This window comes from Ureibacillus sp. MALMAid1270 (genome assembly GCF_049202975.1).
Classification (GTDB): Bacteria; Bacillota; Bacilli; order Bacillales_A; family Planococcaceae; genus Ureibacillus.
Genome location: NZ_JBMIRP010000093.1, coordinates 104,249 through 125,469 on the forward strand (window position 1 = coordinate 104,249; position 21,221 = coordinate 125,469).

20 protein-coding genes are annotated in these 21,221 nt (G+C 36.8%); 17 read left to right on the forward strand and 3 right to left on the reverse strand.

Going from position 1 to position 21,221, the window contains the following annotated elements:
- The first annotated feature begins 222 nt into the window (after positions 1-222).
- Positions 223-1,431, forward strand: a complete 1,209-nt coding sequence (gene chrA, locus ACOQFO_RS13110; RefSeq protein WP_421690119.1) for a chromate efflux transporter — start codon at positions 223-225, stop codon at positions 1,429-1,431.
- 49 nt (positions 1,432-1,480) lie between these two features.
- On the opposite strand, the gene ACOQFO_RS13115 is transcribed toward chrA, so the two are convergent.
- A complete protein-coding gene (locus ACOQFO_RS13115) occupies positions 1,481-2,824 on the reverse strand; it encodes a sialidase (RefSeq protein ID WP_421690120.1) in 1,344 nt (447 codons plus the stop codon).
- A gap of 396 nt (positions 2,825-3,220) precedes the next feature.
- Between ACOQFO_RS13115 and ACOQFO_RS13120 the strand changes: the two genes are divergently transcribed.
- The 5 genes from ACOQFO_RS13120 to ACOQFO_RS13140 all read left to right on the forward strand — a co-directional run bounded on the left by ACOQFO_RS13120 (position 3,221) and on the right by ACOQFO_RS13140 (position 7,819).
- Complete coding sequence (locus tag ACOQFO_RS13120) at positions 3,221-4,408, forward strand: ABC transporter substrate-binding protein (protein ID WP_421690121.1); 1,188 nt, start codon at positions 3,221-3,223, stop codon at positions 4,406-4,408.
- 106 nt (positions 4,409-4,514) lie between these two features.
- Positions 4,515-5,390 carry a branched-chain amino acid ABC transporter permease gene (locus tag ACOQFO_RS13125; protein WP_421690122.1) on the forward strand — a complete coding sequence of 292 codons (876 nt, stop codon included), beginning with the start codon at positions 4,515-4,517 and terminating at the stop codon, positions 5,388-5,390.
- An 11-nt stretch (positions 5,391-5,401) separates the two neighbouring features.
- Positions 5,402-6,340: a branched-chain amino acid ABC transporter permease gene (locus tag ACOQFO_RS13130; protein WP_421690123.1), complete on the forward strand. Its 939-nt coding sequence runs from the start codon at positions 5,402-5,404 to the stop codon at positions 6,338-6,340.
- Entirely contained in the window at positions 6,337-7,125 is a 789-nt protein-coding gene (locus ACOQFO_RS13135) for an ABC transporter ATP-binding protein (RefSeq protein WP_421690124.1), read from the forward strand. The genes ACOQFO_RS13130 and ACOQFO_RS13135 overlap by 4 nt, the downstream gene beginning before the upstream one ends.
- A complete protein-coding gene (locus ACOQFO_RS13140) occupies positions 7,112-7,819 on the forward strand; it encodes an ABC transporter ATP-binding protein (RefSeq protein ID WP_421690125.1) in 708 nt (235 codons plus the stop codon). The genes ACOQFO_RS13135 and ACOQFO_RS13140 overlap by 14 nt, the downstream gene beginning before the upstream one ends.
- Before the next feature lie 248 nt (positions 7,820-8,067).
- Here the strand turns inward: ACOQFO_RS13140 and rluF are convergent, their stop codons facing one another.
- Positions 8,068-8,778 (reverse strand): 23S rRNA pseudouridine(2604) synthase RluF, encoded by a 711-nt coding sequence (gene rluF, locus ACOQFO_RS13145; RefSeq protein WP_421690126.1) that lies wholly within the window; start codon positions 8,776-8,778, stop codon positions 8,068-8,070.
- Between the two features lie 306 nt (positions 8,779-9,084).
- On the opposite strand from rluF, the gene adh reads away from it, so the two are divergent.
- Both adh and ACOQFO_RS13155 read left to right on the forward strand, forming a co-directional pair.
- Positions 9,085-10,605: an aldehyde dehydrogenase gene (gene adh / locus ACOQFO_RS13150; RefSeq protein ID WP_421690204.1), complete on the forward strand. Its 1,521-nt coding sequence runs from the start codon at positions 9,085-9,087 to the stop codon at positions 10,603-10,605.
- 22 nt (positions 10,606-10,627) lie between these two features.
- Positions 10,628-10,981 (forward strand): DUF779 domain-containing protein, encoded by a 354-nt coding sequence (locus ACOQFO_RS13155; protein ID WP_421690127.1) that lies wholly within the window; start codon positions 10,628-10,630, stop codon positions 10,979-10,981.
- A gap of 497 nt (positions 10,982-11,478) precedes the next feature.
- Here the strand turns inward: ACOQFO_RS13155 and ACOQFO_RS13160 are convergent, their stop codons facing one another.
- Positions 11,479-11,790, reverse strand: coding sequence for a hypothetical protein (locus ACOQFO_RS13160; RefSeq protein ID WP_421690128.1), 312 nt, complete (start codon positions 11,788-11,790; stop codon positions 11,479-11,481).
- Between the two features lie 413 nt (positions 11,791-12,203).
- Between ACOQFO_RS13160 and ACOQFO_RS13165 the strand changes: the two genes are divergently transcribed.
- From ACOQFO_RS13165 to radA, 9 genes are all read left to right on the forward strand, one after another.
- Complete coding sequence (locus tag ACOQFO_RS13165) at positions 12,204-12,641, forward strand: DUF4003 family protein (RefSeq protein ID WP_421690129.1); 438 nt, start codon at positions 12,204-12,206, stop codon at positions 12,639-12,641.
- A gap of 70 nt (positions 12,642-12,711) precedes the next feature.
- On the forward strand, positions 12,712-14,139 hold the full coding sequence (locus ACOQFO_RS13170) for an aldehyde dehydrogenase family protein (RefSeq protein WP_421690130.1): 1,428 nt from the start codon (positions 12,712-12,714) through the stop codon (positions 14,137-14,139).
- Positions 14,140-14,174: 35 nt separating this feature from the next.
- Positions 14,175-14,645 (forward strand): acyl-CoA thioesterase, encoded by a 471-nt coding sequence (locus ACOQFO_RS13175; RefSeq protein ID WP_421690131.1) that lies wholly within the window; start codon positions 14,175-14,177, stop codon positions 14,643-14,645.
- Positions 14,646-14,774: 129 nt separating this feature from the next.
- Entirely contained in the window at positions 14,775-14,993 is a 219-nt protein-coding gene (locus ACOQFO_RS13180) for a hypothetical protein (protein WP_421690132.1), read from the forward strand.
- A 203-nt stretch (positions 14,994-15,196) separates the two neighbouring features.
- Positions 15,197-15,664 carry a CtsR family transcriptional regulator gene (locus ACOQFO_RS13185; protein ID WP_421690133.1) on the forward strand — a complete coding sequence of 156 codons (468 nt, stop codon included), beginning with the start codon at positions 15,197-15,199 and terminating at the stop codon, positions 15,662-15,664.
- Between the two features lie 10 nt (positions 15,665-15,674).
- Positions 15,675-16,229 (forward strand): UvrB/UvrC motif-containing protein, encoded by a 555-nt coding sequence (locus ACOQFO_RS13190; protein WP_421690134.1) that lies wholly within the window; start codon positions 15,675-15,677, stop codon positions 16,227-16,229.
- Complete coding sequence (locus ACOQFO_RS13195) at positions 16,226-17,323, forward strand: protein arginine kinase (RefSeq protein WP_421690135.1); 1,098 nt, start codon at positions 16,226-16,228, stop codon at positions 17,321-17,323. Before ACOQFO_RS13190 ends, ACOQFO_RS13195 begins: the two co-directional genes overlap by 4 nt.
- Positions 17,313-19,742: an ATP-dependent Clp protease ATP-binding subunit gene (locus tag ACOQFO_RS13200; protein ID WP_421690136.1), complete on the forward strand. Its 2,430-nt coding sequence runs from the start codon at positions 17,313-17,315 to the stop codon at positions 19,740-19,742. Before ACOQFO_RS13195 ends, ACOQFO_RS13200 begins: the two co-directional genes overlap by 11 nt.
- Before the next feature lie 89 nt (positions 19,743-19,831).
- Positions 19,832-21,211, forward strand: coding sequence for a DNA repair protein RadA (gene radA, locus ACOQFO_RS13205; RefSeq protein WP_421690137.1), 1,380 nt, complete (start codon positions 19,832-19,834; stop codon positions 21,209-21,211).
- Positions 21,212-21,221: the final 10 nt, after the last annotated feature.

Consider the following 21,221-nt stretch of genomic DNA (forward strand, 5'->3'; position numbering starts at 1 on the left):
TATTTACTTAAAGTAGTGATAGAAAATGAAGCAAAAGAAGTGAAAAAGGAAAAAACAACAACGATCAATTAAATATCGGATAATGGGACGTTGGGATGTTGGGACAGTTTACCTGTCCCCAGCGTCCCTAAATCATTGTTAAGTTTTCGTAAATGGTCTATTGTATATGCAGTCATTCTGCTATTATCAAGGAAATATTATTCATATAAATTGGAGAATAGCATGAGTGTGAACATTAAAGAATCTAAGAAATTATCGTTAAGAACTCTATTCGAAATACTATTTATATCTACTAGACTAGGTTTAACATCATTTGGTGGACCAACTGCACATCTTGGTTATTTTCATGAGGAATACGTACGTAGAAGGAAATGGATTGATGAAAAAAGTTATGCGGAATTAGTGGCATTATGTCAGTTCTTACCTGGTCCCTCTAGTAGCCAAGTGGGGATTGGAATAGGTGTTGTTCGTGGAGGAGTAATCGGTGGTATTATTTCCTTTTTAGGATTTACAATGCCTTCCGTACTTGCATTAATCCTATTTGCGCTTACTGTTGATGGACTGAATTTAGGTGAAGCAGGATGGATTCATGGATTAAAACTAGTTGCTGTTGCAGTAGTGGCACATGCAATACTTGGAATGGCCAAAAACCTTGCTCCGGATTTAACAAGAAAAGCAATCGTTCTTTTTGGAATAGCAGTAGCTTTATTGTGGGAAACAGCCTATGCACAAATCGGTATTATTTTATTTGCAGCTGTACTAGGATCCTTCATTTATCGATCCAATACTGAAAATGAAGAACCAACTACGAAATTCCCAATCTCAAAAAGATTTGGTGCTATCTGTCTAACATTGTTCTTTGTGCTTTTAATTGCTTTACCTATTTTAAGAGAAGTAACAAAACTAGAGTGGGTAGCTGTGTTCGATAGTGTATATCGAGCAGGTTCATTAGTATTCGGTGGAGGACATGTTGTACTACCTTTACTTGAAAGTGAGTTTGTCCCAACTGGTTGGGTGAGTGAGGAAGCTTTCCTTGCTGGATATGGTGTCACGCAAGCTGTACCCGGACCACTCTTTACTTTTGCTGCTTACTTAGGGGCAGATATGAATGGATGGATTGGTGGAATACTTGCCACATTAGCAATTTTCTTACCAGCATTTTTACTTGTATTTGGTGCACTTCCTTTTTGGAATGAATTACGACAAAACAGTAAAATTAAAGGGGCATTTATTGGTGTAAATGCTGCTGTTGTTGGAATTTTAATTGCTGCGTTTTATCAACCAATTTTCATAACATCTGTGTTCTTGCCGATTGATTTTGTTTTGGCTGCTATTCTCTTTAGTATGCTTCAATTTTGGAAATGCCCTCCTTGGGTAATAGTAGTAACAGGAGTCGTTGGTGGAATTATTTTACAATATATGAACTTGTAAACTATAAAAAACGTTATAGAGAAACGAATTCTCCATAACGTTTTTCTTTTTAACGTCCTTGCCAAATATGATATAGGTTGTTATTTTGCCCTCTAGCAAATACATCCGTACGATTTGGTCCCCAAGAAACTGCTGCAGGTGCACTTGTTAAATTTCCACCAAGGTTTTCCCAATCACTCCAACGGGATCCATTCCAACTTTTTTTGTATAAACGATTTCCAGTGCCTCTAATAAATACATCAAGTTGGTTTGCTCGAGTTGATGAAACTGCAGGAGCACTAGTTAGGTTTCCGCCGAGGTTTTCCCAATCGCTCCAATTGCGTCCATCCCACCATTTATGGATGAGGTTATTGTTTTGTCCTCTAGCAAACACATCGATACGATTTGGACCCCAAGAAACAGCTGCAGGTTCTGAGTTTAAGTTACCACCTAGGTCAACCCAATCTAACCAACGGGAACCGTCCCAAGTTTTTTGGTAAAGTCGATTATTGTTACCACGAACAAATACATCTAAATGATTAGAACGACGTGATGAAGCTGCAGGACCACTTGTTAATACACCACCAAGGCTTTCCCAATCACTCCATCGACTACCGTCCCACCATTTATGGTAAAGCGCATCATCTGTCCCTCTTACAAATACGTCAATACGATTTGGACCCCAAGAAACAGCACCCGGAGGACTAGTTAATACACCACCAAGGTTTTCCCAATCACTCCATCTACTACCATCCCACCATTTGTGATAAAGCGCATTATCTGTTCCTCTAGCAAATACGTCTAAACGATTTGCTTGCCAAGAAGAAACTGCAGGAGCACTTGTTAACACTCCACCAAGGTTTTCCCATTCCGACCAGCCACGACCTGGTCTATCCGGGCGATCTGGACCAGGACCAGGTTGCCCTCTTCGAATTTCATTTAGTGTGATTTCAATTACTCTAGTTAATATACGGTCAATTGTAGCTAATGGAAGATTCAATGATTCAATCAGCGTATTAACCCAAGGTGTCTCTCTTTGGAACAATCGATAAACTTGACTAGCCGATTGGTTTGAATTTGCCTGATTGATTGTATAGTTAACGACAAAGAAGAAAAGTGCATCTGTTAATTGTCTGCTAACACCTGCACGTTCCATTTGCGTATATAAATCGCTATGTTGTGAACGAATCGTTTGTAAAACTTGTTGAACAGTTGGTTTAGTTTGTTGAACATACATTGGTTGATTCGGTTGTGCATAATAATTCACAGGCACTTGATTTGGTTGCTCATAATAATCCGCCGGAACTTGATTCACTTGTGTATAGTAATTCGGTGGAACTTGGTTCACTGGATAGTAGCCAGGAACGTTTTGAACATAATAATATGGATAACCATTTCCATGATTCATGTACATTAGCCCATAAGCCTCCGTTTTTCTTTTTAATGTATGCGAATGAACTATCGTGTTAGAGGCATGTGCCTATAGACGTTTATCTTACTCATAAATAATGAAAAAGTATTTTTTTTTAAAAATTAATTGATTTTTTCTATGACCAACAAGAGAATAATATCAAAAGTATACTATTTTAAATGTCTTTAATACTTTAATTCTCTAAATATACAGAAAAATCGGACTTTACTAAATATTGTTTGTGTACTAAAATTGGGGAAGCCAAATAATTAAAGAAAGAAGATAATAATTCGTAATGTATTTTCTGAATATTTAATTAATTGCATCAATTAGATGGATGTTCAGTTCAAAAATAGATTACTATTTTTATCTTCAAAAGAAAGTAAAGGGGAACGTTTCATGAAAAAAAACAGACTAAAAAGATTTGCTTCGATTTTCTTAGCAACATCTTTAGTAGTTGGTGCATTAGCAGGATGTAGTTCTGGTTCTGAAGGATCTTCAAACTCTGATTCTGATGTTATTAAAATTGGTGCAAACCTAGAGCTTACTGGTCAAGTAGCTTCTTATGGTTCATCGATTTTAGCAGGAGCTGAACTTGCAGTTGAAGAGATTAATGCAAATGGTGGAATTGATGGTAAGAAAATTGAATTAATCAAAGCAGATAACAAATCAGATAATGCTGAAGCAGCTTCATCTGCTATTAAATTAATCACACAAGATAAAGTAGTGGCAATGGTGGGACCTGCAACTTCAGGTAACATGCTTGCAACAGTTCAAACTGCTAACAAATATAAAGTTCCTGTTGTAACAGGTTCAGGTACTGCTGAAAACTTAACAGTAAATGAAGACGGCTCTATTAACGAGTACATTTTCCGTACATGCTTTATTGACCCATTCCAAGGGGTTTCTGCTGCAAACTTTGCTGTAAATGAATTAGGAGCTAAAAATATCGCAATTTATGCGGATAATTCATCTGACTATGCAAAAGGTTTAGCAAAATCATTTAAAGAACAAGTAGAGAAAAACGGTGCAACAATTGTTTCTGAAGAAGCATATGTTGCTAAAGACGTAGACTTCAAATCAACTTTAACAAATATTAAATCTAAAAATCCTGATTTCATCTATATTCCAGGATATTACGAAGAAGTTGGGTTAATCGTAAAACAAGCTCGTGAATTAGGAATTGATGTTCCACTTATGGGTGCAGATGGTTGGGGAGCTCCAACATTATTAGAATTAGCTGGTGCTGAGCCATTAAACAACACGTATTATACTGACGCATTCTCACTTCAAGATCCAGATGAAATGATTCAAAACTTTATCAAAGCATATGAAGCTAAACATGGTGAAAAACCAAACGGATTCAATGCACTTGGTTATGACACAGTTAAATTTATCGCAGACGCAATTGAAAGAGCTGGCTCTACAGATGGCGAAGCAATTAAAAATGCTTTAGCTTCAACTAAAGATTTCAAAGTAGTAACTGGTACTTTCTCTGTTGACGAAAAACACAACCCAATTAAATCAGCAACAATCATCGAATATGTGGACGGCGAACAAGTATTCAACTCTAAAGTTAATCCTTAATTTTTAACCAAAAGGGGGGCGTGCCGAGCCTCCTTTTTTCCTTTTACAAAACCTATAAATCTATGAGTCTATCTCAAATATTAAAGTCAAAAGGAGTGAGAAAATTATGGAATGGCTACAACAACTAGTGAATGGGGTTTCACTTGGGAGTATTTATGCATTAATCGCCTTGGGTTATACAATGGTTTACGGAATTATTAAATTAATCAACTTTGCCCATGGTGACGTATTTATGTTAGGTGCGTTTATTGGTTTCTATGCGGCTGTCCGTTTGGATATAGGGTTTATCCCAGCGTTAATTATCTCAATGATTATCTGTGCAATTATCGGAGTGATTATAGAACGTGTAGCTTATAAACGATTACGTAGTTCAACTCGTATTGCAGCTCTAATTACCGCTATTGGTGTTTCTTTGTTAATCGAATATACAATGATATTCTTCCGTGGTGCTACTCCAGAAGCATATCCAAATCTATTAACTGAAAGTTATATTGATTTTTTTGGAGCAAGTATAAGCTCTAAGTCCGTGTTAATTATTGCTGTAACAATTGTTTTAATGCTAATTCTTCAATTTATCGTTCATAAAACGAAAACGGGGAAAGCCATGCGTGCGGTATCCCATGACGCAGATGCTGCAAAATTAATGGGAATCAATGTAGATAATACAATTTCAGCAACATTCGCTATTGGATCAGCATTAGCAGGTGCTGCTGGTGTAATCTTTGGTGTTTACTATACAAGAATTGATCCATTAATGGGGGTATTACCAGGGTTAAAAGCATTTATCGCCGCGGTACTTGGTGGTATTGGAAGCATACCTGGAGCTGCAGTTGGTGGATATGTACTTGGAGTCGTTGAAACGATTGTAAGTGCTATTGGTTTCTCGTTATGGCGAGATGCAGCAGCATTTGTCATCTTAATCTTAATTTTAATTTTGAAACCAGCGGGAATATTCGGTAAAAATGCCCGTGAGAAAGTGTAGGTGAGGCGGAAATGAAAAAATCTAAAGCTTTCTTTGGCTATAGTATTCTAGCGCTAGTAATCTATGCAGTAGTACAAATTTTCATTTCTACAGGAATGCTTGACGCGTACTTCGAAAACATTTTAGTTACAATGTGTATTCATATTATGCTTGCTGTAAGTTTACATCTTGTAATCGGGATCACAGGTCAGTTCTCAATTGGTCATGCAGGATTTATGGCAGTAGGTGCATATATTAGTGCAATCGCAACAATGAATTTAGGATTACCATTTCCGGTAGCAATTCTTTTAGGTGCAATCGTAGCTGGCTTAGCTGGATTACTAGTAGGTATTCCAACACTTCGACTTAAAGGAGACTATTTAGCAATTGCAACGTTAGGATTTGCAGAAATTATTAGAATTGTATTCATTAACTTAGATTATGTTGGCGGTGCAGCAGGAATGGTTATTAACCAGATGACAAACTGGACCTATGCATTCTTCGGCGTTGTCATTACAATTCTAGTTATTTCTAACTTCACAAATTCACGTCATGGAAGAGGCTGTATTTCAATTCGTGAGGATGAAATAGCAGCAGATTCAATGGGTATTAATACAACTTATTATAAAGTAGTAGCGTTTGTTATAGGATCAGCATTTGCAGGGGTTGCTGGCGCAATTTACTCACATCAATTTTTCTTTATTCAACCAACAGCTTTCAACTTCTTAAAATCATTTGATATTTTAATTTTTGTTGTTTTAGGGGGATTAGGAAGTCTTTCTGGTTCGGTAATTGCTGCAATTCTATTGACAGTCGTATCATTCTATCTGCAGAATTTCCCTGAAACTCGTATGATTATATATTCAGCTGTGTTGATTATTATCATGCTTTATCGTCCAACAGGTTTATTGGGTACAAAAGAGGTAACGCAATTATTAAAGTTTGGAAATAAAGGAGGTTCAAGAGCATGACTGAACTTCTAATTAAAGCAGACAGCGTCGGAATCCAATTTGGTGGACTAAAAGCTGTACAGAATTTCAATTTGTATTTAAATAAGGGTGAATTAGTAGGTTTAATTGGCCCAAACGGTGCAGGTAAAACAACAACTTTCAATATGTTAACGGGAGTTTATCAACCGACTGAGGGGTCCATTACTTTCGATGGTAAGGATTTAAAAGGATTACAACCTTACAAAGTAACGAAGCTTGGAATTAGCCGTACTTTCCAAAATATCCGTCTATTTAGAGATATGACGGTATTAGATAATGTAAAAGTAGCAAATCATCAAGTAGCAAAACATTCAATTATTTCTTCGATTCTTCGTTTACCAAGCCATTTTAAAGGTGAAGCGGAGATGGAGAAACAATCAATCGAATTTTTAAGTATTTTTGGCTTAGATAAATATAAAGATGAATTAGCTAAAAATCTTCCTTATGGGATGCAACGTCGTCTTGAAATTGCAAGGGCTCTTGCAGCAAAACCAAAACTATTATTACTAGACGAGCCTGCTGCAGGGATGAATCCTCAAGAAACACATGATTTAATGGAGCTAATTGCATTTATTCGAAAAGAATTCGATTTAACGATTTTATTAATCGAACATGACATGCATTTAGTAATGGGAATCTGTGAAAGGATCTATGTACTTGACCATGGTCAGTTAATTGCAGATGGAACACCTGAGGAAATAAGAAACAATCCAAAAGTAATCGAAGCGTACCTTGGTGAGGAGGTTGTTGAAGATGTTAAAAGTTAATAACATCGATGTATTTTATGGCAATATCCATGCCTTAAAAGACGTCTCCTTAGAGGTAAATGAAGGAGAAATTGTTACATTAATCGGTGCAAATGGTGCTGGGAAGTCTACACTTTTAAAAACATTGTCAGGGTTATTAAAACCTAAAAAAGGAACGATTTCGTATGGTTCTGACCAAATTGCTGGAAAGCCGGCACAGCTCATTGTAAAAAACGGGATATCCCACGTTCCTGAAGGACGCCGTGTATTTGCCAACATGACTGTTGAGGAAAATTTGGAGTTAGGTGCGTTTTTAAGAAAAGACCGCGACGGCATTAAGAAGGATATGGCGAATGTATTTGAACTATTTCCACGTTTAAATGAACGCCGTAAACAACTATCAGGTACCCTTTCAGGTGGGGAACAACAAATGTTAGCTATGGGAAGAGCTCTAATGGCAAAACCAAAACTACTTTTGCTAGATGAACCTTCCATGGGGTTGGCACCTTTAATCGTAAAACAGATCTTTGAGATTATTAAAATGGTAAACTCTCAAGGGACAACTGTCTTACTTGTTGAGCAAAATGCAAACATGGCATTATCGATTGCAAATCGTGCCTATGTAATTGAAACTGGAAAAATCGTACTTAGCGGTACTGCAAAAGAACTTCAAGAAAGTGATAAAGTAAAAGAGGCTTATCTTGGAGGAGTATAAAATAGGGATGGCGATTCTTAAATCTGCGTTGATTTAAGAATCGCTCTTTTTGTGTGGGATGAACTTTTGGAAAACGGTATTAAGTGGGATCCCTATAAGTGGTTTTTACTAGACAGTTTTTCTGAGAATTAGTATATTTTGTCTAGTAAATTGAGTTTACTGGACACTTTATCGGAGAAACCCAGAATTCTGTCCAGTAAACCACGTTTACAAGATATCTTTCCTAAGAACCTAAAAAACCCTTATCCCTACAACCCACTCTTCGGTTGATAATTCAACAACCTAAACAACTCAGTACGTTCTTTCTCTGTTAAATCTCGCCACTGACCAACTTTCAGATTACCCAGGTGAATATTCATAATTCGAATTCTTTGGAGTCTTTTCACTGAATAACCTAATGCAGAGCACATACGACGAATTTGACGATTTAGCCCTTGCTCTAAAATAATTTTAAATACGTGGGATGAAATTTTTTCTACCTTACATGGTAATGTTGTCGTATCTAGAATGTTAACCCCAGAAGACATTCTTTTAATAAATGAATCCGTGATCGGTTTATCTACTTGAACAACATATTCTTTTTCATGATGATTCTCAGCACGTAAAATTTCATTTACGATATCCCCATCATTTGTAAGTAATAAAAGCCCTTCTGAATCTTTATCGAGTCGACCGATATGAAAAATTCGCTTCTCGTGACCAACAAAGTCCACTACATTCCCTTTAATGTGTCTTTCAGTTGTGCTTGTAATGCCGACGGGTTTGTTTAGAGCAATGTAAACAAGTTGTTCTTCTTTCTTTACGGGTTTACCATCAACACAAACGGTATCCCCTTCTTCAACTTGGCTGCCAACTGTTGCAAGTTGCCCATTAATCGTTACTTTACCTTCTTCAATTAACTTATCAGCGCCTCTTCTTGAGACGATCCCTGTTTCACTTAAATATTTATTAATTCTCATATATTCTCCTATTGAATTTACTTGTTTATATGATGGCATACTTTTGTCACTACTATTGTTAACATGGAAACAACCTACCATTCATAAGTTTCCATTGAATATAAACCTATTTTACAAATTAATCCTATAAATTTCCTCCTCTTTTTGTCGAAAAGTTTTCTATGAAAAAAATATTTTTTAGTTATATTCCGCAATCTTTACAAATATATATTAATAAATACCTTTCATAGCTTGGGGTAGTAAGTGCTAAAAGGTGTTGGAAGAATAAAAGAATAAGGGGAGAGTTAGAGGATGTCTGTATTAACTATGGCTTATGCATTTCCAAACACAGAAGGCGCATTAATTAACTTCAAAGAAAAGTATGATAACTATATTGGTGGACAGTGGACACCTCCTATCAATGGAGAGTACTTCGATAATGTAACACCTGTTACAGGTAAGGTTTATACAAAAGTAGCTCGCTCGACTGCTGAAGATATTGAATTAGCATTAGATGCAGCACATGCAGCTAAAGAAGCTTGGGGTAAAACAACTCCAGCTGAAAGAGCAATAATTTTAAACAAAATTGCTGACCGCATTGAAGAAAATCTTGAAATGCTTGCAGTTGCAGAGACTTGGGAGAATGGTAAAGCTATTCGTGAAACGTTGAATGCTGACTTACCACTTGCGATCGACCACTTCCGCTATTTTGCTGGAGCAATTCGTGCACAAGAAGGCGGAGTTAGCCAAATTGATAATGATACAGTTGCATATCATTTCCATGAGCCAATTGGGGTAGTTGGACAAATCATTCCATGGAATTTCCCAATATTAATGGCTGTTTGGAAACTAGCACCTGCATTAGCTGCTGGTAACTGTGTAGTATTAAAACCAGCTGAGCAAACACCAACATCTATTTTAGTATTAGTAGAATTAATTGAAGATTTATTACCACCAGGTGTTTTAAACGTTGTAAATGGTTTTGGTTTAGAGGCGGGTAAACCACTAGCTTCAAACCCTCGTATTGGAAAAATCGCATTTACTGGTGAAACAACTACTGGCCGTTTAATTATGCAATATGCATCTCAAAATATCATCCCTGTAACCCTAGAACTTGGTGGTAAATCACCAAACATCTTCTTTGAAGATGTAATGGATGCAGACGATGAATTCTTAGATAAAGCAATCGAAGGATTTGTATTATTTGCTCTAAACCAAGGGGAAGTATGTACATGTCCATCACGTGCATTAATCCAAGAGTCTATCTATGAGAAGTTTATGGAGCGTGCTCTTAAACGTGTAGAAGCAATTAAAACAGGAAATCCACTTGATCCAACTGTAATGATGGGTGCCCAAGCATCTTCAGAGCAATTGGAGAAAATTTTATCTTACTTAGATATCGGTAAACAAGAAGGAGCAGATTGCCTAACTGGTGGAGAACGTAATGTTTTAGAAGGTGAGCTTAAAGATGGTTTCTACGTTAAGCCAACTGTATTTAAAGGCGACAATAAAATGCGCATTTTCCAAGAAGAGATCTTTGGACCAGTTGTTTCTGTGACTACGTTCAAAACGAAAGAAGAAGCGCTTGAAATTGCAAATGATACTTTATATGGCTTAGGTGCAGGTGTTTGGACTCGCGATATTAACACAGCATATCATTTCGGTCGTGGTATTCAAGCTGGTCGCGTATGGACAAACTGCTACCATGCATACCCTGCTCACGCTGCATTTGGTGGATACAAAATGTCAGGTGTTGGTCGTGAAAATCACAAAATGATGCTTGAGCATTATCAACAAACGAAAAACTTATTAATTAGCTACAGCCCAAATAAATTAGGATTCTTCTAATATAAAAAGAGGGGGCTAGCAAGTGGTAGAACGTGTACTAGCAACGGAAGAGGCACTTGCTTTAATTGAACAATTAAAAGAGAAACACGGACCAGTCATGTTCCATCAATCAGGAGGCTGCTGTGATGGTTCCAGTCCAATGTGCTATCCAGACGGGGATTTAATCATTGGAGACCAAGACGTTCTGCTTGGAGAAATTGGCGGTGCTAAATTTTATATGCACAAAAACCAATTTGAGTATTGGAAGCATACACAACTCATTATTGATGTAGTTGACGGTCGTGGAGGAATGTTTTCCTTAGAAGGAGTATTAGGTAAACGATTTTTAACGAGATCGCGTGCGTTTTCAAATGAGGAAATGTGGAACTCAAATTAATTTAATATGAATTGTGGACTGCGTTGACAGTTCAAAAAGAGACAATCTTATTCAAAGGGGATTGTCTCTTTTTTATTGTGTGGAATTAGCCAACCGAGATAACCCAACATATTAAAATGAAACTATTTTGCAAAATTTCCGTAGAAAACTATAAAGGTGAAGATTAATAAGTAAATTCCTCTATTTTGAAATCTTATATTTTGATTGTCTCAATCACAGAGGCAATTTTTTTATTTTATGAAACTTTTTTACAGAATACATAGTCTAACGGAAAATAGCTCTAAAGGAGGTGTGCTAGACATTGATGGAGGAACAAGAAGAACGGCTAAAAGAGGCAATGGATGAGTATGGAAAGGGCTGTCATGCCAAATGATACGTATCGCTATTATTACTACGATGCAGCCGGTAATGAGATAAAGTAAGATTGCCACTCTGTTGCTCAATAAGAAGCCGTGTTGTATTAAACATTCAACTCGGCTTCTTCTATTCACTACTATTTACATCGCTCTATTAAAATAAGAAGCTTTCTTACCTTTATTTCTTTTAACGGCTAAAACTTCTTCTAATTTCTGAATGTACTCTTGATCATTTGATATTCTTGTTAAACTCGTTAATAAGTAGGGTCTTAAACCAGAATTTATTTTTTTGCAGCGAGCTAAGTTGATTAAATACTTTGCCATCTTAAATGACTTAAGATGAGTGTGTCCGTTTTTGAACTCCTTTTTCGTATTTACAACCATAAATTCTTGCCTTCGCCCTTTATAGAAAGGGGTAATAATAAATTCTTCTTTCTTGAAGATTTGATTCATATTATCTTCAGCCCTTTTCTTTCAAATATTTTGAAAAATAATAAGAATATCTTACCCTTGCTTAAGGTACCGGCATTTCTCCTTTCATTTTCTCTACATATATAACGAATGAATTGTAAGTTCATTCATCCCCCTTTATCTATAGTAGATCTATAGTGCATCATACATTCAATCTTTCATGTAAAGACCTCGTTAATTAGGTTTTGTAAAAAATAACATACACGTATTGTTGTATAAAAGGCTGTTGGGCTTTTAATGGGCGACAATTTCATTAACTCCCTTTGAAACTATTCTATGGGAATTTACGTAAATAGTTATAGTGGAAATAACTATGGAATGACAAAAAATTGCGAAAATTTAAAAGTTTTTTTGTGTGATGAGTATGTGAATATTGAGAATATTAATGTAGGAGAGTGTTTGAATTACGTCAATTTAATTTTTGGGTTGGAAATGAATTACAGTGGCTATCTCAAATATTAACCTTCCATAGTGCAGAGTATGTTGAGCAGCTTGTACCTTATATTGTTGAATTAAGAAAACAATTAAATGAACAAGGGATAAAAATAAAGCAAACCCACTATGCAGTAGCAGGGGTTCAATCTGAACAAATTCAAAAAATAAGTAAATTATATAAAGAGCTTTCCCAATTTAAAAAACTCCGTTGGTATAAAGATATTATTCTAAGTATTGCAGTTCAGAAGATTTTACACGAATTAGTTAGTTTAACTGACTCCCTAGAAATGAGTACGATCACATCGCTTGAATCTTTAATCCAGGCAGAACAAGCTATGATGATGACCGTAACGATAGCGGCAGTAGCGGCTTCATCTTCAAGTTCATCATCTGATTGATGAATGATTATTTGTTTTTTGTAAACAGTGTTAAAATGGAATCAAAATAATAATTCTAGAGGTGTGGAAGTTGAAAGAGACGAAATTATGGATCAATGGTAAATGGATTGAAACAGAAAATTCATATACATTAACATCACCTTATAATGGCGAGCCGATTGCTAATGTTGCAAAAGCATCAGTTTCAGACGTTGAAAAGGCAATTGAGGGGGCGCATGAGGCGTTCCAGTCATTTAAAAAGACAACAGCCTATGAGAGAGCTGAGATTTTATATAAAGTTGTAGAAATTATGCGCGGAAGAAAACAAGAATTTGCGGAAATACTAGCAAAGGAAGCAGGAAAACCGATTGCAGCAGGACTAGCAGAAATTGATCGTACTATTGCTACTTACCAGTTTTCTGCAGAAGCTGCGAAACAAGCAACTGGTGAAACGGTACCGATGGATGCGGCGCCAGGAACAAAGGACCGCATTGGATTTACGAAACGAGTTCCACTTGGTGTTGTATCTGCAATTACACCGTTTAACTTTCCATTTAACCTAGTCGCACATAAATTAGGACCCGCTGTAGCAGTAGGAAATACCGTTGTGTTAAAACCTGCAACGCAAACCCCTTTAAGTTCACTTGTTATGGCAGAAATTTTTAAAGAAGCGGGATTACCGGATGGTGTTTTACAAATTGTAACAGGTTCAGGTAGTGAATTAAGTGATACGCTCGTAACACATCCTCTAGTAAAAAAAGTGACATTTACGGGAAGTGTACCAGTAGGACTTAAAATAAAAGAAAAAGTGGGACTTAGAAAAATCACGTTAGAATTAGGTTCCAATGCAGCATTGATTATAGAACCTAGTACGCCGATTGATAAAATCGTAGCACGATGTGTTGGAGGAGCTTTTGGTTTCTCTGGTCAGGTATGTATTTCATTGCAACGTGTTTATGTACATGAATCGATTTATGACCAATTTGTAGAAAGGTTCGTAGAAGAAACGAAAAAGTTAAAAGTTGGAGACCCATTAGATCCATCAACGGATGTTAGCGCCATGATTCATCCAAAAGAAGTAGAGCGAATGAAACAATGGATAGAAGAAGCGAAAGCGCAAGGAGCACAAGTTGCAACGGGTGCAGAATTTACTGAAAGATGGATGTCGCCTACTGTTATGACAAATGTTAAGCCTGATATGAAAATCGTTTGCTTAGAAACATTTGCTCCAGTAGTATCACTTGTTCCATACAAAACGTTAGACGATGCTATTGCACATGTGAATGCTTCTGATTTAGGCTTGAATGCGGGTATCTATACAAATGTACTTACCGATGCACTTAAAGCTGCAGATGAGATTGAAGCTGGTGCTATAGTGATTAATGATATCCCTACCTTCCGAATCGATAACATGCCTTATGGAGGCGTAAAAAATAGCGGTTATGGACGTGAAGGAATTAAATATGCACTACAAGAAATGACCGATCTAAAATTCATTACAATAAAAACGACATATTAGTTATAAGAATTTTGACAGCAAAGGGTGTAAAACAAGTGGAAAATGCATTTCCAATGAGCCAATCACGTACAATCCAATCACATCTCGTATTACCACCAGATACAAATCATCATTTATCTATTTTTGGTGGAAAAGTATTAGCATATATTGATGAAGTTGCGGCTATCGCAAGTATGAAGCATGCAAAGGGAGAAATTGTTACTGCTGCATTTGATTCAGTTGATTTCAAATCACCGGCAAATGTTGGTGATATTCTCGAATTAGAAGCTGTTGTAACGTCAACTGGGAAAACGTCTATGGAGGTTTACGTTAGAGTTAAGACCATCAATTTCCGTACAGGTGAAGAAAAAATAACGACTGAATCATTTGTAACGAATGTTGCAATTGATAACCAAGGTAAACCTGTGCCTGTAGCGAAGGTTTATCCGGAAACGGATGAAGAAAAAGAGTTATTCGAAAGAGGTCTACTAAGACGACAACAGAGTATGGAAAGACGCGGGAAATAAGTATGTAATTAAGGGGATTTCATATGCGATCCCCTTTGGCTTGTTTGTTTTTAATTCATAGAAACTGTAAAATACATAAGTAGATTGAAAGCATCAGTAGAAAAATGAGTGAAAAGGAAGTAATTATAAATGTGGAAACAACGATCGAAGTTTGTAATTCCAACAATGGTCATTGTTGCAGTCGCTGCAACTTTTATGTTGATGAACTATTATAGTGAAGTACCGACGTATGATAAAGTAATGATTATTATTGCGGCAACCCTATTTTCTGGTCTTCTATCAGCACTACTATTCCCTAAAAACGATCATAAAATTGATGAGAAAGATACAGATCATCGAAAAAAATAAATACTTAAACTGGTCCGACTAATGAAATTTCCATTTAGTCGGATTTTTATTTCTTAATTTTAGAAAAAGTGACTTAAATTCAAGAAAAATGTCCATCCTTTATAAGATGAAATAAGTGTGTTTTCTATTTGCATTTTTTTAAAACGATTAATATAATAAAGTCAAAGATAGTCAAAGTCAGAACATCTAGTGAGGTGTGAAAAATGGGAAATATATCTGACATCATCGAAGGTTATTTAAAACAAATTATCGAATTAGGTGGCAAAGGACATATTGAGATAAAAAGAAGTGAATTGGCAGACAAATTCCAGTGCGTTCCCTCTCAGATAAATTACGTTATTAATACACGCTTTACTGTTGAAAAAGGCTATTTAGTTGAAAGTAAGCGAGGTGGCGGTGGTTATATTCGAATTCTCCGTGTTAAGCCCCATTCAAAGATAGATTTATTAGAATCAATGATCGCTCAAATAGAAGATGGAGCAACGCAATCGATGGCTGAGGACATTATCTATCGTCTAATTGATGAAGATGTAATCACAAAGCGTGAAGCGAAACTTATGCTAGCTGCATTAGATCGAACAACATTAAGGCTAAAATTACCTCTTAGAGATGAATTAAGATCCTACGTCCTACGAGCTATGCTTACGACTTTAAAATACGATAACCAGTGAGGTGACGGTTATGATTTGTGAACATTGTAAAGTCAGACAAGCGACCGTAACGGTTACACAAATTATAAATGGTCAAAATAGTGAACGGCATTATTGTGAAGTTTGTGCCAATCAATTCCATCCATTTAATATCGATTTCAATAAAGATGACCATTTTCCATTAGCTCAGCTCGTTTCTAATTGGTTTGGGTTACCTGTTTTGAAAAATGAGACAACAGAAAAACAAAGTCAAATGACACAAACAGCGACAAATTGTCCTCAGTGTGGATATACATTCCGCCAATTTTTAAATGAAGGAAAACTTGGATGTCCACAATGTTATGAAACTTTTAGTACGAAACTTCCTCATGTGTTAACAAAAATTCAAGCCGGGACACAACATACGGGGAAAAATCCTGGATCGACAACCAATAGCCATTTGCTGCTGAGAAAACAAATAGAAGCAATTCGAGAACAATTACAACAATCCATAATTGAAGAACGCTTTGAAGATGCTGCAAAGTTACGAGATGAAATTAAAGATATGGAGAGAAAGCTTAATCTTGGAGGTGTGGATACTCCATGAATCTAGAACATTTTTTGAAAAACGAGGCACCTAGTTGGATGAGCGATAGTGGAGCGGATACAGATATCGCAATCAGTACAAGAATCCGATTAGCTCGAAATCTAGATGGTTACCGGTTCCCAAGAAGCTTTACAGAACAAGAAGCAAAACGAGTCGATGAAGTGGTTACAAATGCACTATTAAATTATCAAGAGGGATGTAACTTCTCGCATTTTACAATTAAAGAAATGCCCGCATTACAAAGATTAGTTTTAGTAGAAAAACATTTAATTAGTCCACTACTTGCTAAAAAAGAGAAATCTGCTTCAGTCGTTATTTCAAATGACGAATCAATTAGCGTTATGGTTAATGAAGAGGACCATTTACGAATACAATGTTTAACACCAGGCTTTCAATTGTTCGAAACATACGAAAATGCAAATAAGCTTGATAGCTATCTTGAAAAACATCTACCATATGCCTTTAATGAAACATTTGGTTACTTAACGAGTTGTCCAACAAATGTTGGAACTGGATTAAGAGCATCGGTAATGATGCACCTTCCAGCGCTAACCATGTCCAACCAAATGAAAGTAATGACTCAAATGTTAACAAGACTAGGTATGGTTGTAAGAGGGATTTATGGTGAAGGTAGCGAAAACTTAGGGAATATTTATCAAATCTCCAACCAAGTAACACTAGGGAAATCTGAGCAAGAGATCTTAGAAGATTTACAAAATGTCGTAACCCAAATTCTCCAAAATGAAAGAAACGCAAGACATTCGCTTATGAAGCAGGCTCCTATAGCACTTGAAGATCGTATTCAACGTGCATTAGGAACATTAAGATATGCACGGATCATGACGAGTGAAGAGGCGGCAACGTGTTTATCTAATGTACGTCTAGGGGTAGACTTAGGGTTAATAAAAGATATCTCTGTCAGCATATTAAATGAATGTATGATTTTAATACAACAAGGATTTGTGCAACAGTATGCAGGTACAACATTACAAGCAACAGAACGCGACCTGTTCAGAGCAAAATTATTACGTGAAAAGTTAAATGGTGATAGTCATAATTCGAAGGAAAAAGGAGAGGAAAAATATGATGTTTAATCGATTTACGCAACGTGCACAAAAAGTTTTACAATTAGCACAAGAAGAAGCAATTCGCTGGAAACATGAATCCATTGGTACAGAACATATTCTTCTTGGCCTTATTCGAGAAGGCGGTGGAATTGCCGCTAAAGCTTTAGAAGCTATTGATGTAAGTCCACAAATGATTGAATCAGGTATTGAAGAGCTAGTAGGTAAAGGTACAAAGGATGTTGGTCCAATTGTTCATTACACTCCTCGTGCTAAGAAAGTAATCGAGTTATCTGTTGATGAATCTCGCAAACTAGGTCATGCCTATATTGGTACAGAACATATTTTATTAGCATTAATTCGTGAAGGCGAAGGGGTGGCTGCTCGTGTACTTTCTAATGCGGGTGTAAGCCTAAATAAAGCTCGCCAACAAGTATTATTATTACTTGGTAACAATGACTCAACTCAATCTGGTGCAAGTCAAACTCAATCAGTTAATACTCCGACATTAGACGGTTTAGCACGTGATTTAACAGCAATTGCAAGAGAGGGTTCACTTGACCCAGTTATTGGTCGTAGTAAAGAAATTACTCGTGTAATCGAAGTGTTATCACGTCGTACAAAAAATAACCCAGTATTAATTGGTGAACCTGGTGTAGGTAAAACAGCGATTGCTGAAGGACTTGCACAACAAATCGTAAACAATGAAGTTCCTGAAATTTTACGTGACAAACGTGTTATGACATTAGATATGGGAACAGTTGTTGCAGGTACAAAATACCGTGGTGAATTTGAAGATCGTCTGAAAAAGGTAATGGATGAAATTCGCCAAGCTGGAAACGTCATTTTATTCATCGACGAGTTACACACTCTAATTGGTGCTGGTGGAGCAGAAGGTGCGATTGACGCTTCAAATATTTTAAAACCATCATTAGCACGTGGAGAGTTACAATGTATCGGTGCAACAACACTTGATGAGTATCGTAAATATATCGAAAAAGATGCTGCATTAGAGCGTCGTTTCCAACCAATTCAAGTGGATGAACCATCTGTAGAGGAAACAATCCAAATCATTAAAGGTTTACGTGATCGTTACGAAGCGCATCACCGTGTGAAAATTACAGATGAAGCTGTTGAAGCAGCTGCTAAATTATCTGATCGTTATATTTCAGATCGTTTCTTACCGGATAAAGCGATTGACTTAATCGATGAAGCAGGTTCAAAAGTAAGATTACGTTCATTCAATGTTCCACCAAACTTAAAAGCATTAGAAGATAAATTAGAAAATGTTCGAAACGAAAAGAATGCTGCTGTATCTTCTCAAGAATTCGAAAAAGCAGCTGCTCTTCGTGATACAGAACAAAAAATTAAAGATGAGCTAGAACAAACGAAGAAAACGTGGAAAGAAAAACAAGGAAAAGAAGAATCAAAAGTCACTGTAGATGATATTGCTCAAGTTGTCTCTATGTGGACTCGTATCCCAGTTTCAAAGATTGCTCAAGAGGAATCTGCAAAACTTCTTAACCTTGAAGAAGAATTACACAAACGTGTTGTTGGTCAAGGGGAAGCTGTAGAAGCTATTTCACGTGCAATACGTCGTGCTCGTGCTGGATTAAAAGATCCAAAACGACCAATAGGCTCATTTATCTTCTTAGGACCAACTGGTGTAGGTAAAACTGAATTAGCGCGTGCATTAGCGGAAGTAATGTTTGGAGACGAGGATGCGATGATTCGTATCGACATGTCTGAATACATGGAAAAACATTCGACTTCACGTCTAGTAGGTTCACCTCCAGGATATGTAGGTTATGACGAAGGTGGTCAATTAACAGAAAAAGTTCGTCGTAAACCATACTCTGTTGTATTATTCGATGAGATTGAAAAAGCACACCCAGATGTGTTCAATATCTTATTACAAGTGCTTGATGACGGTCGTTTAACGGATTCAAAAGGTCGTAAAGTGGACTTCCGTAACACAGTTGTCATTATGACATCTAACGTTGGAGCAGAGGCGCTTAAATACCGTAAAAACTTAGGTTTCGGTGCAGGTGCTAGCTCTGAAAATAAATATAAAGATATGAAAGGGACAATGCTTGAAGAATTGAAAAAAGCATTCCGCCCAGAATTCTTAAACCGTATTGATGAAATGATCGTGTTCCATTCATTAGAGAAAGATCAATTAAAAGAAATTATCTCTTTAATGGCAACATCATTAACAAAACGTTTACAAGAACAAGAAATCGAGCTAGAACTTACAGATGCAGCTTTAGAAAAAATTGCCGAAGAAGGATACGATCCACAATATGGTGCACGTCCACTACGTAGATCCCTTCAAAAACATGTGGAAGACCGACTTTCTGAAGAATTATTAAAAGGTAATGTAGCGAAAGGTCAACATGTTGTAATTGATTATGTTGAAGGTGAATTTGTTGTTCGCTCAAAAGAGTAGTACAATCTATATAACAAAGGAAAAGGTGTCTCGTTTTTAGCGCGGACACCTTTTTTATTAACTTAAATCGTAAATATTTAGGAGGGTATATGGCTAAGAAAAAAGTTAAGTTCTGTTGTAATTCCTGTGGCTATGAATCTCCAAAATGGATGGGTAGATGTCCAGGTTGTGGTGAATGGAATACGTTTGTGGAAGAAGTTGAAATTGTAACGAAGGGCCCTAGAGGTGCATTCCAACATTCGAGTGACACCGTGGTACAGAAAGCTACACCGATTGTTAAGGTGCAGACAGAGGAAGAAACTCGAATTAACACTGGGATGGAAGAACTAAATCGGGTACTTGGTGGAGGGATTGTTCCTGGTGCTCTTGTGCTAATCGGAGGAGATCCGGGTATCGGGAAATCTACGTTACTTATGCAAGTTTCAGCGTTGTTATCGCAAAAAGGAAATCGTGTGTTGTACATATCTGGTGAAGAATCAATGCGTCAAACAAAGCTTCGCGCAGAAAGACTTGGTGTAGCTTCTGAAGAGCTATATATTTACTCAGAGACAAATCTAGAACTCATTCATCAAACAATCGAAGAAGTGGCGCCGAAGTTTGTAGTGGTCGATTCAATCCAAACGATTCATCATCCTGAAGTTACGAGTGCGGCAGGTAGTGTATCACAAGTGCGAGAATGTACTGGCGAACTTATGCGTATTGCTAAGACGAAAGGGATTGCTATTTTCTTAGTAGGACACGTTACTAAGGAAGGTCAAATTGCGGGTCCAAGATTGTTAGAACATATGGTTGATACGGTTCTTTATTTTGAGGGAGAACGCCATCACACATACCGAATATTAAGAAGTCATAAAAACCGCTTTGGCTCGACAAACGAAATCGCGATATTTGAAATGATTTACAACGGCTTGAAGGAAGTAAACAACCCTTCCGAATTATTTTTACAAGAACGATCTCACGGTGCACCGGGGTCAACTATTGTTGCATCGATGGAAGGGACAAGGCCAATTTTAGTTGAAGTCCAATCTCTTGTTACCCCAACAAGCTTTAATTATCCGAAACGTATGGCAACTGGTTTAGACCATAATCGAGTTCAATTATTAATGGCAGTATTAGAAAAAAGAATGGGAATGCTTTTACAAGCCCAAGATGCATATATTAAAGTAGCAGGCGGAGTAAAATTAGATGAACCAGCTATTGATTTAGCAGTTCTAACTTCTATTGTTTCAAGTTATAAGGAACAGCCCGTTAAATCAACCGATTGTTTTATAGGGGAGGTTGGGTTAATTGGTGAAGTTAGAAGGGTGTCTCGCATCGAACAACGTGTACAAGAGGCACAAAGATTAGGGTTTAAAAGAGCATTTATTCCAGCGTCTAATTTAGGTGGTTGGGAGTATCCAGAAGGTATACAAGTGATTGGAGTGGAGACGATTAATGAATCGTTAAGAGCGTGTTTTAACGACTTGTAAGACATACAAG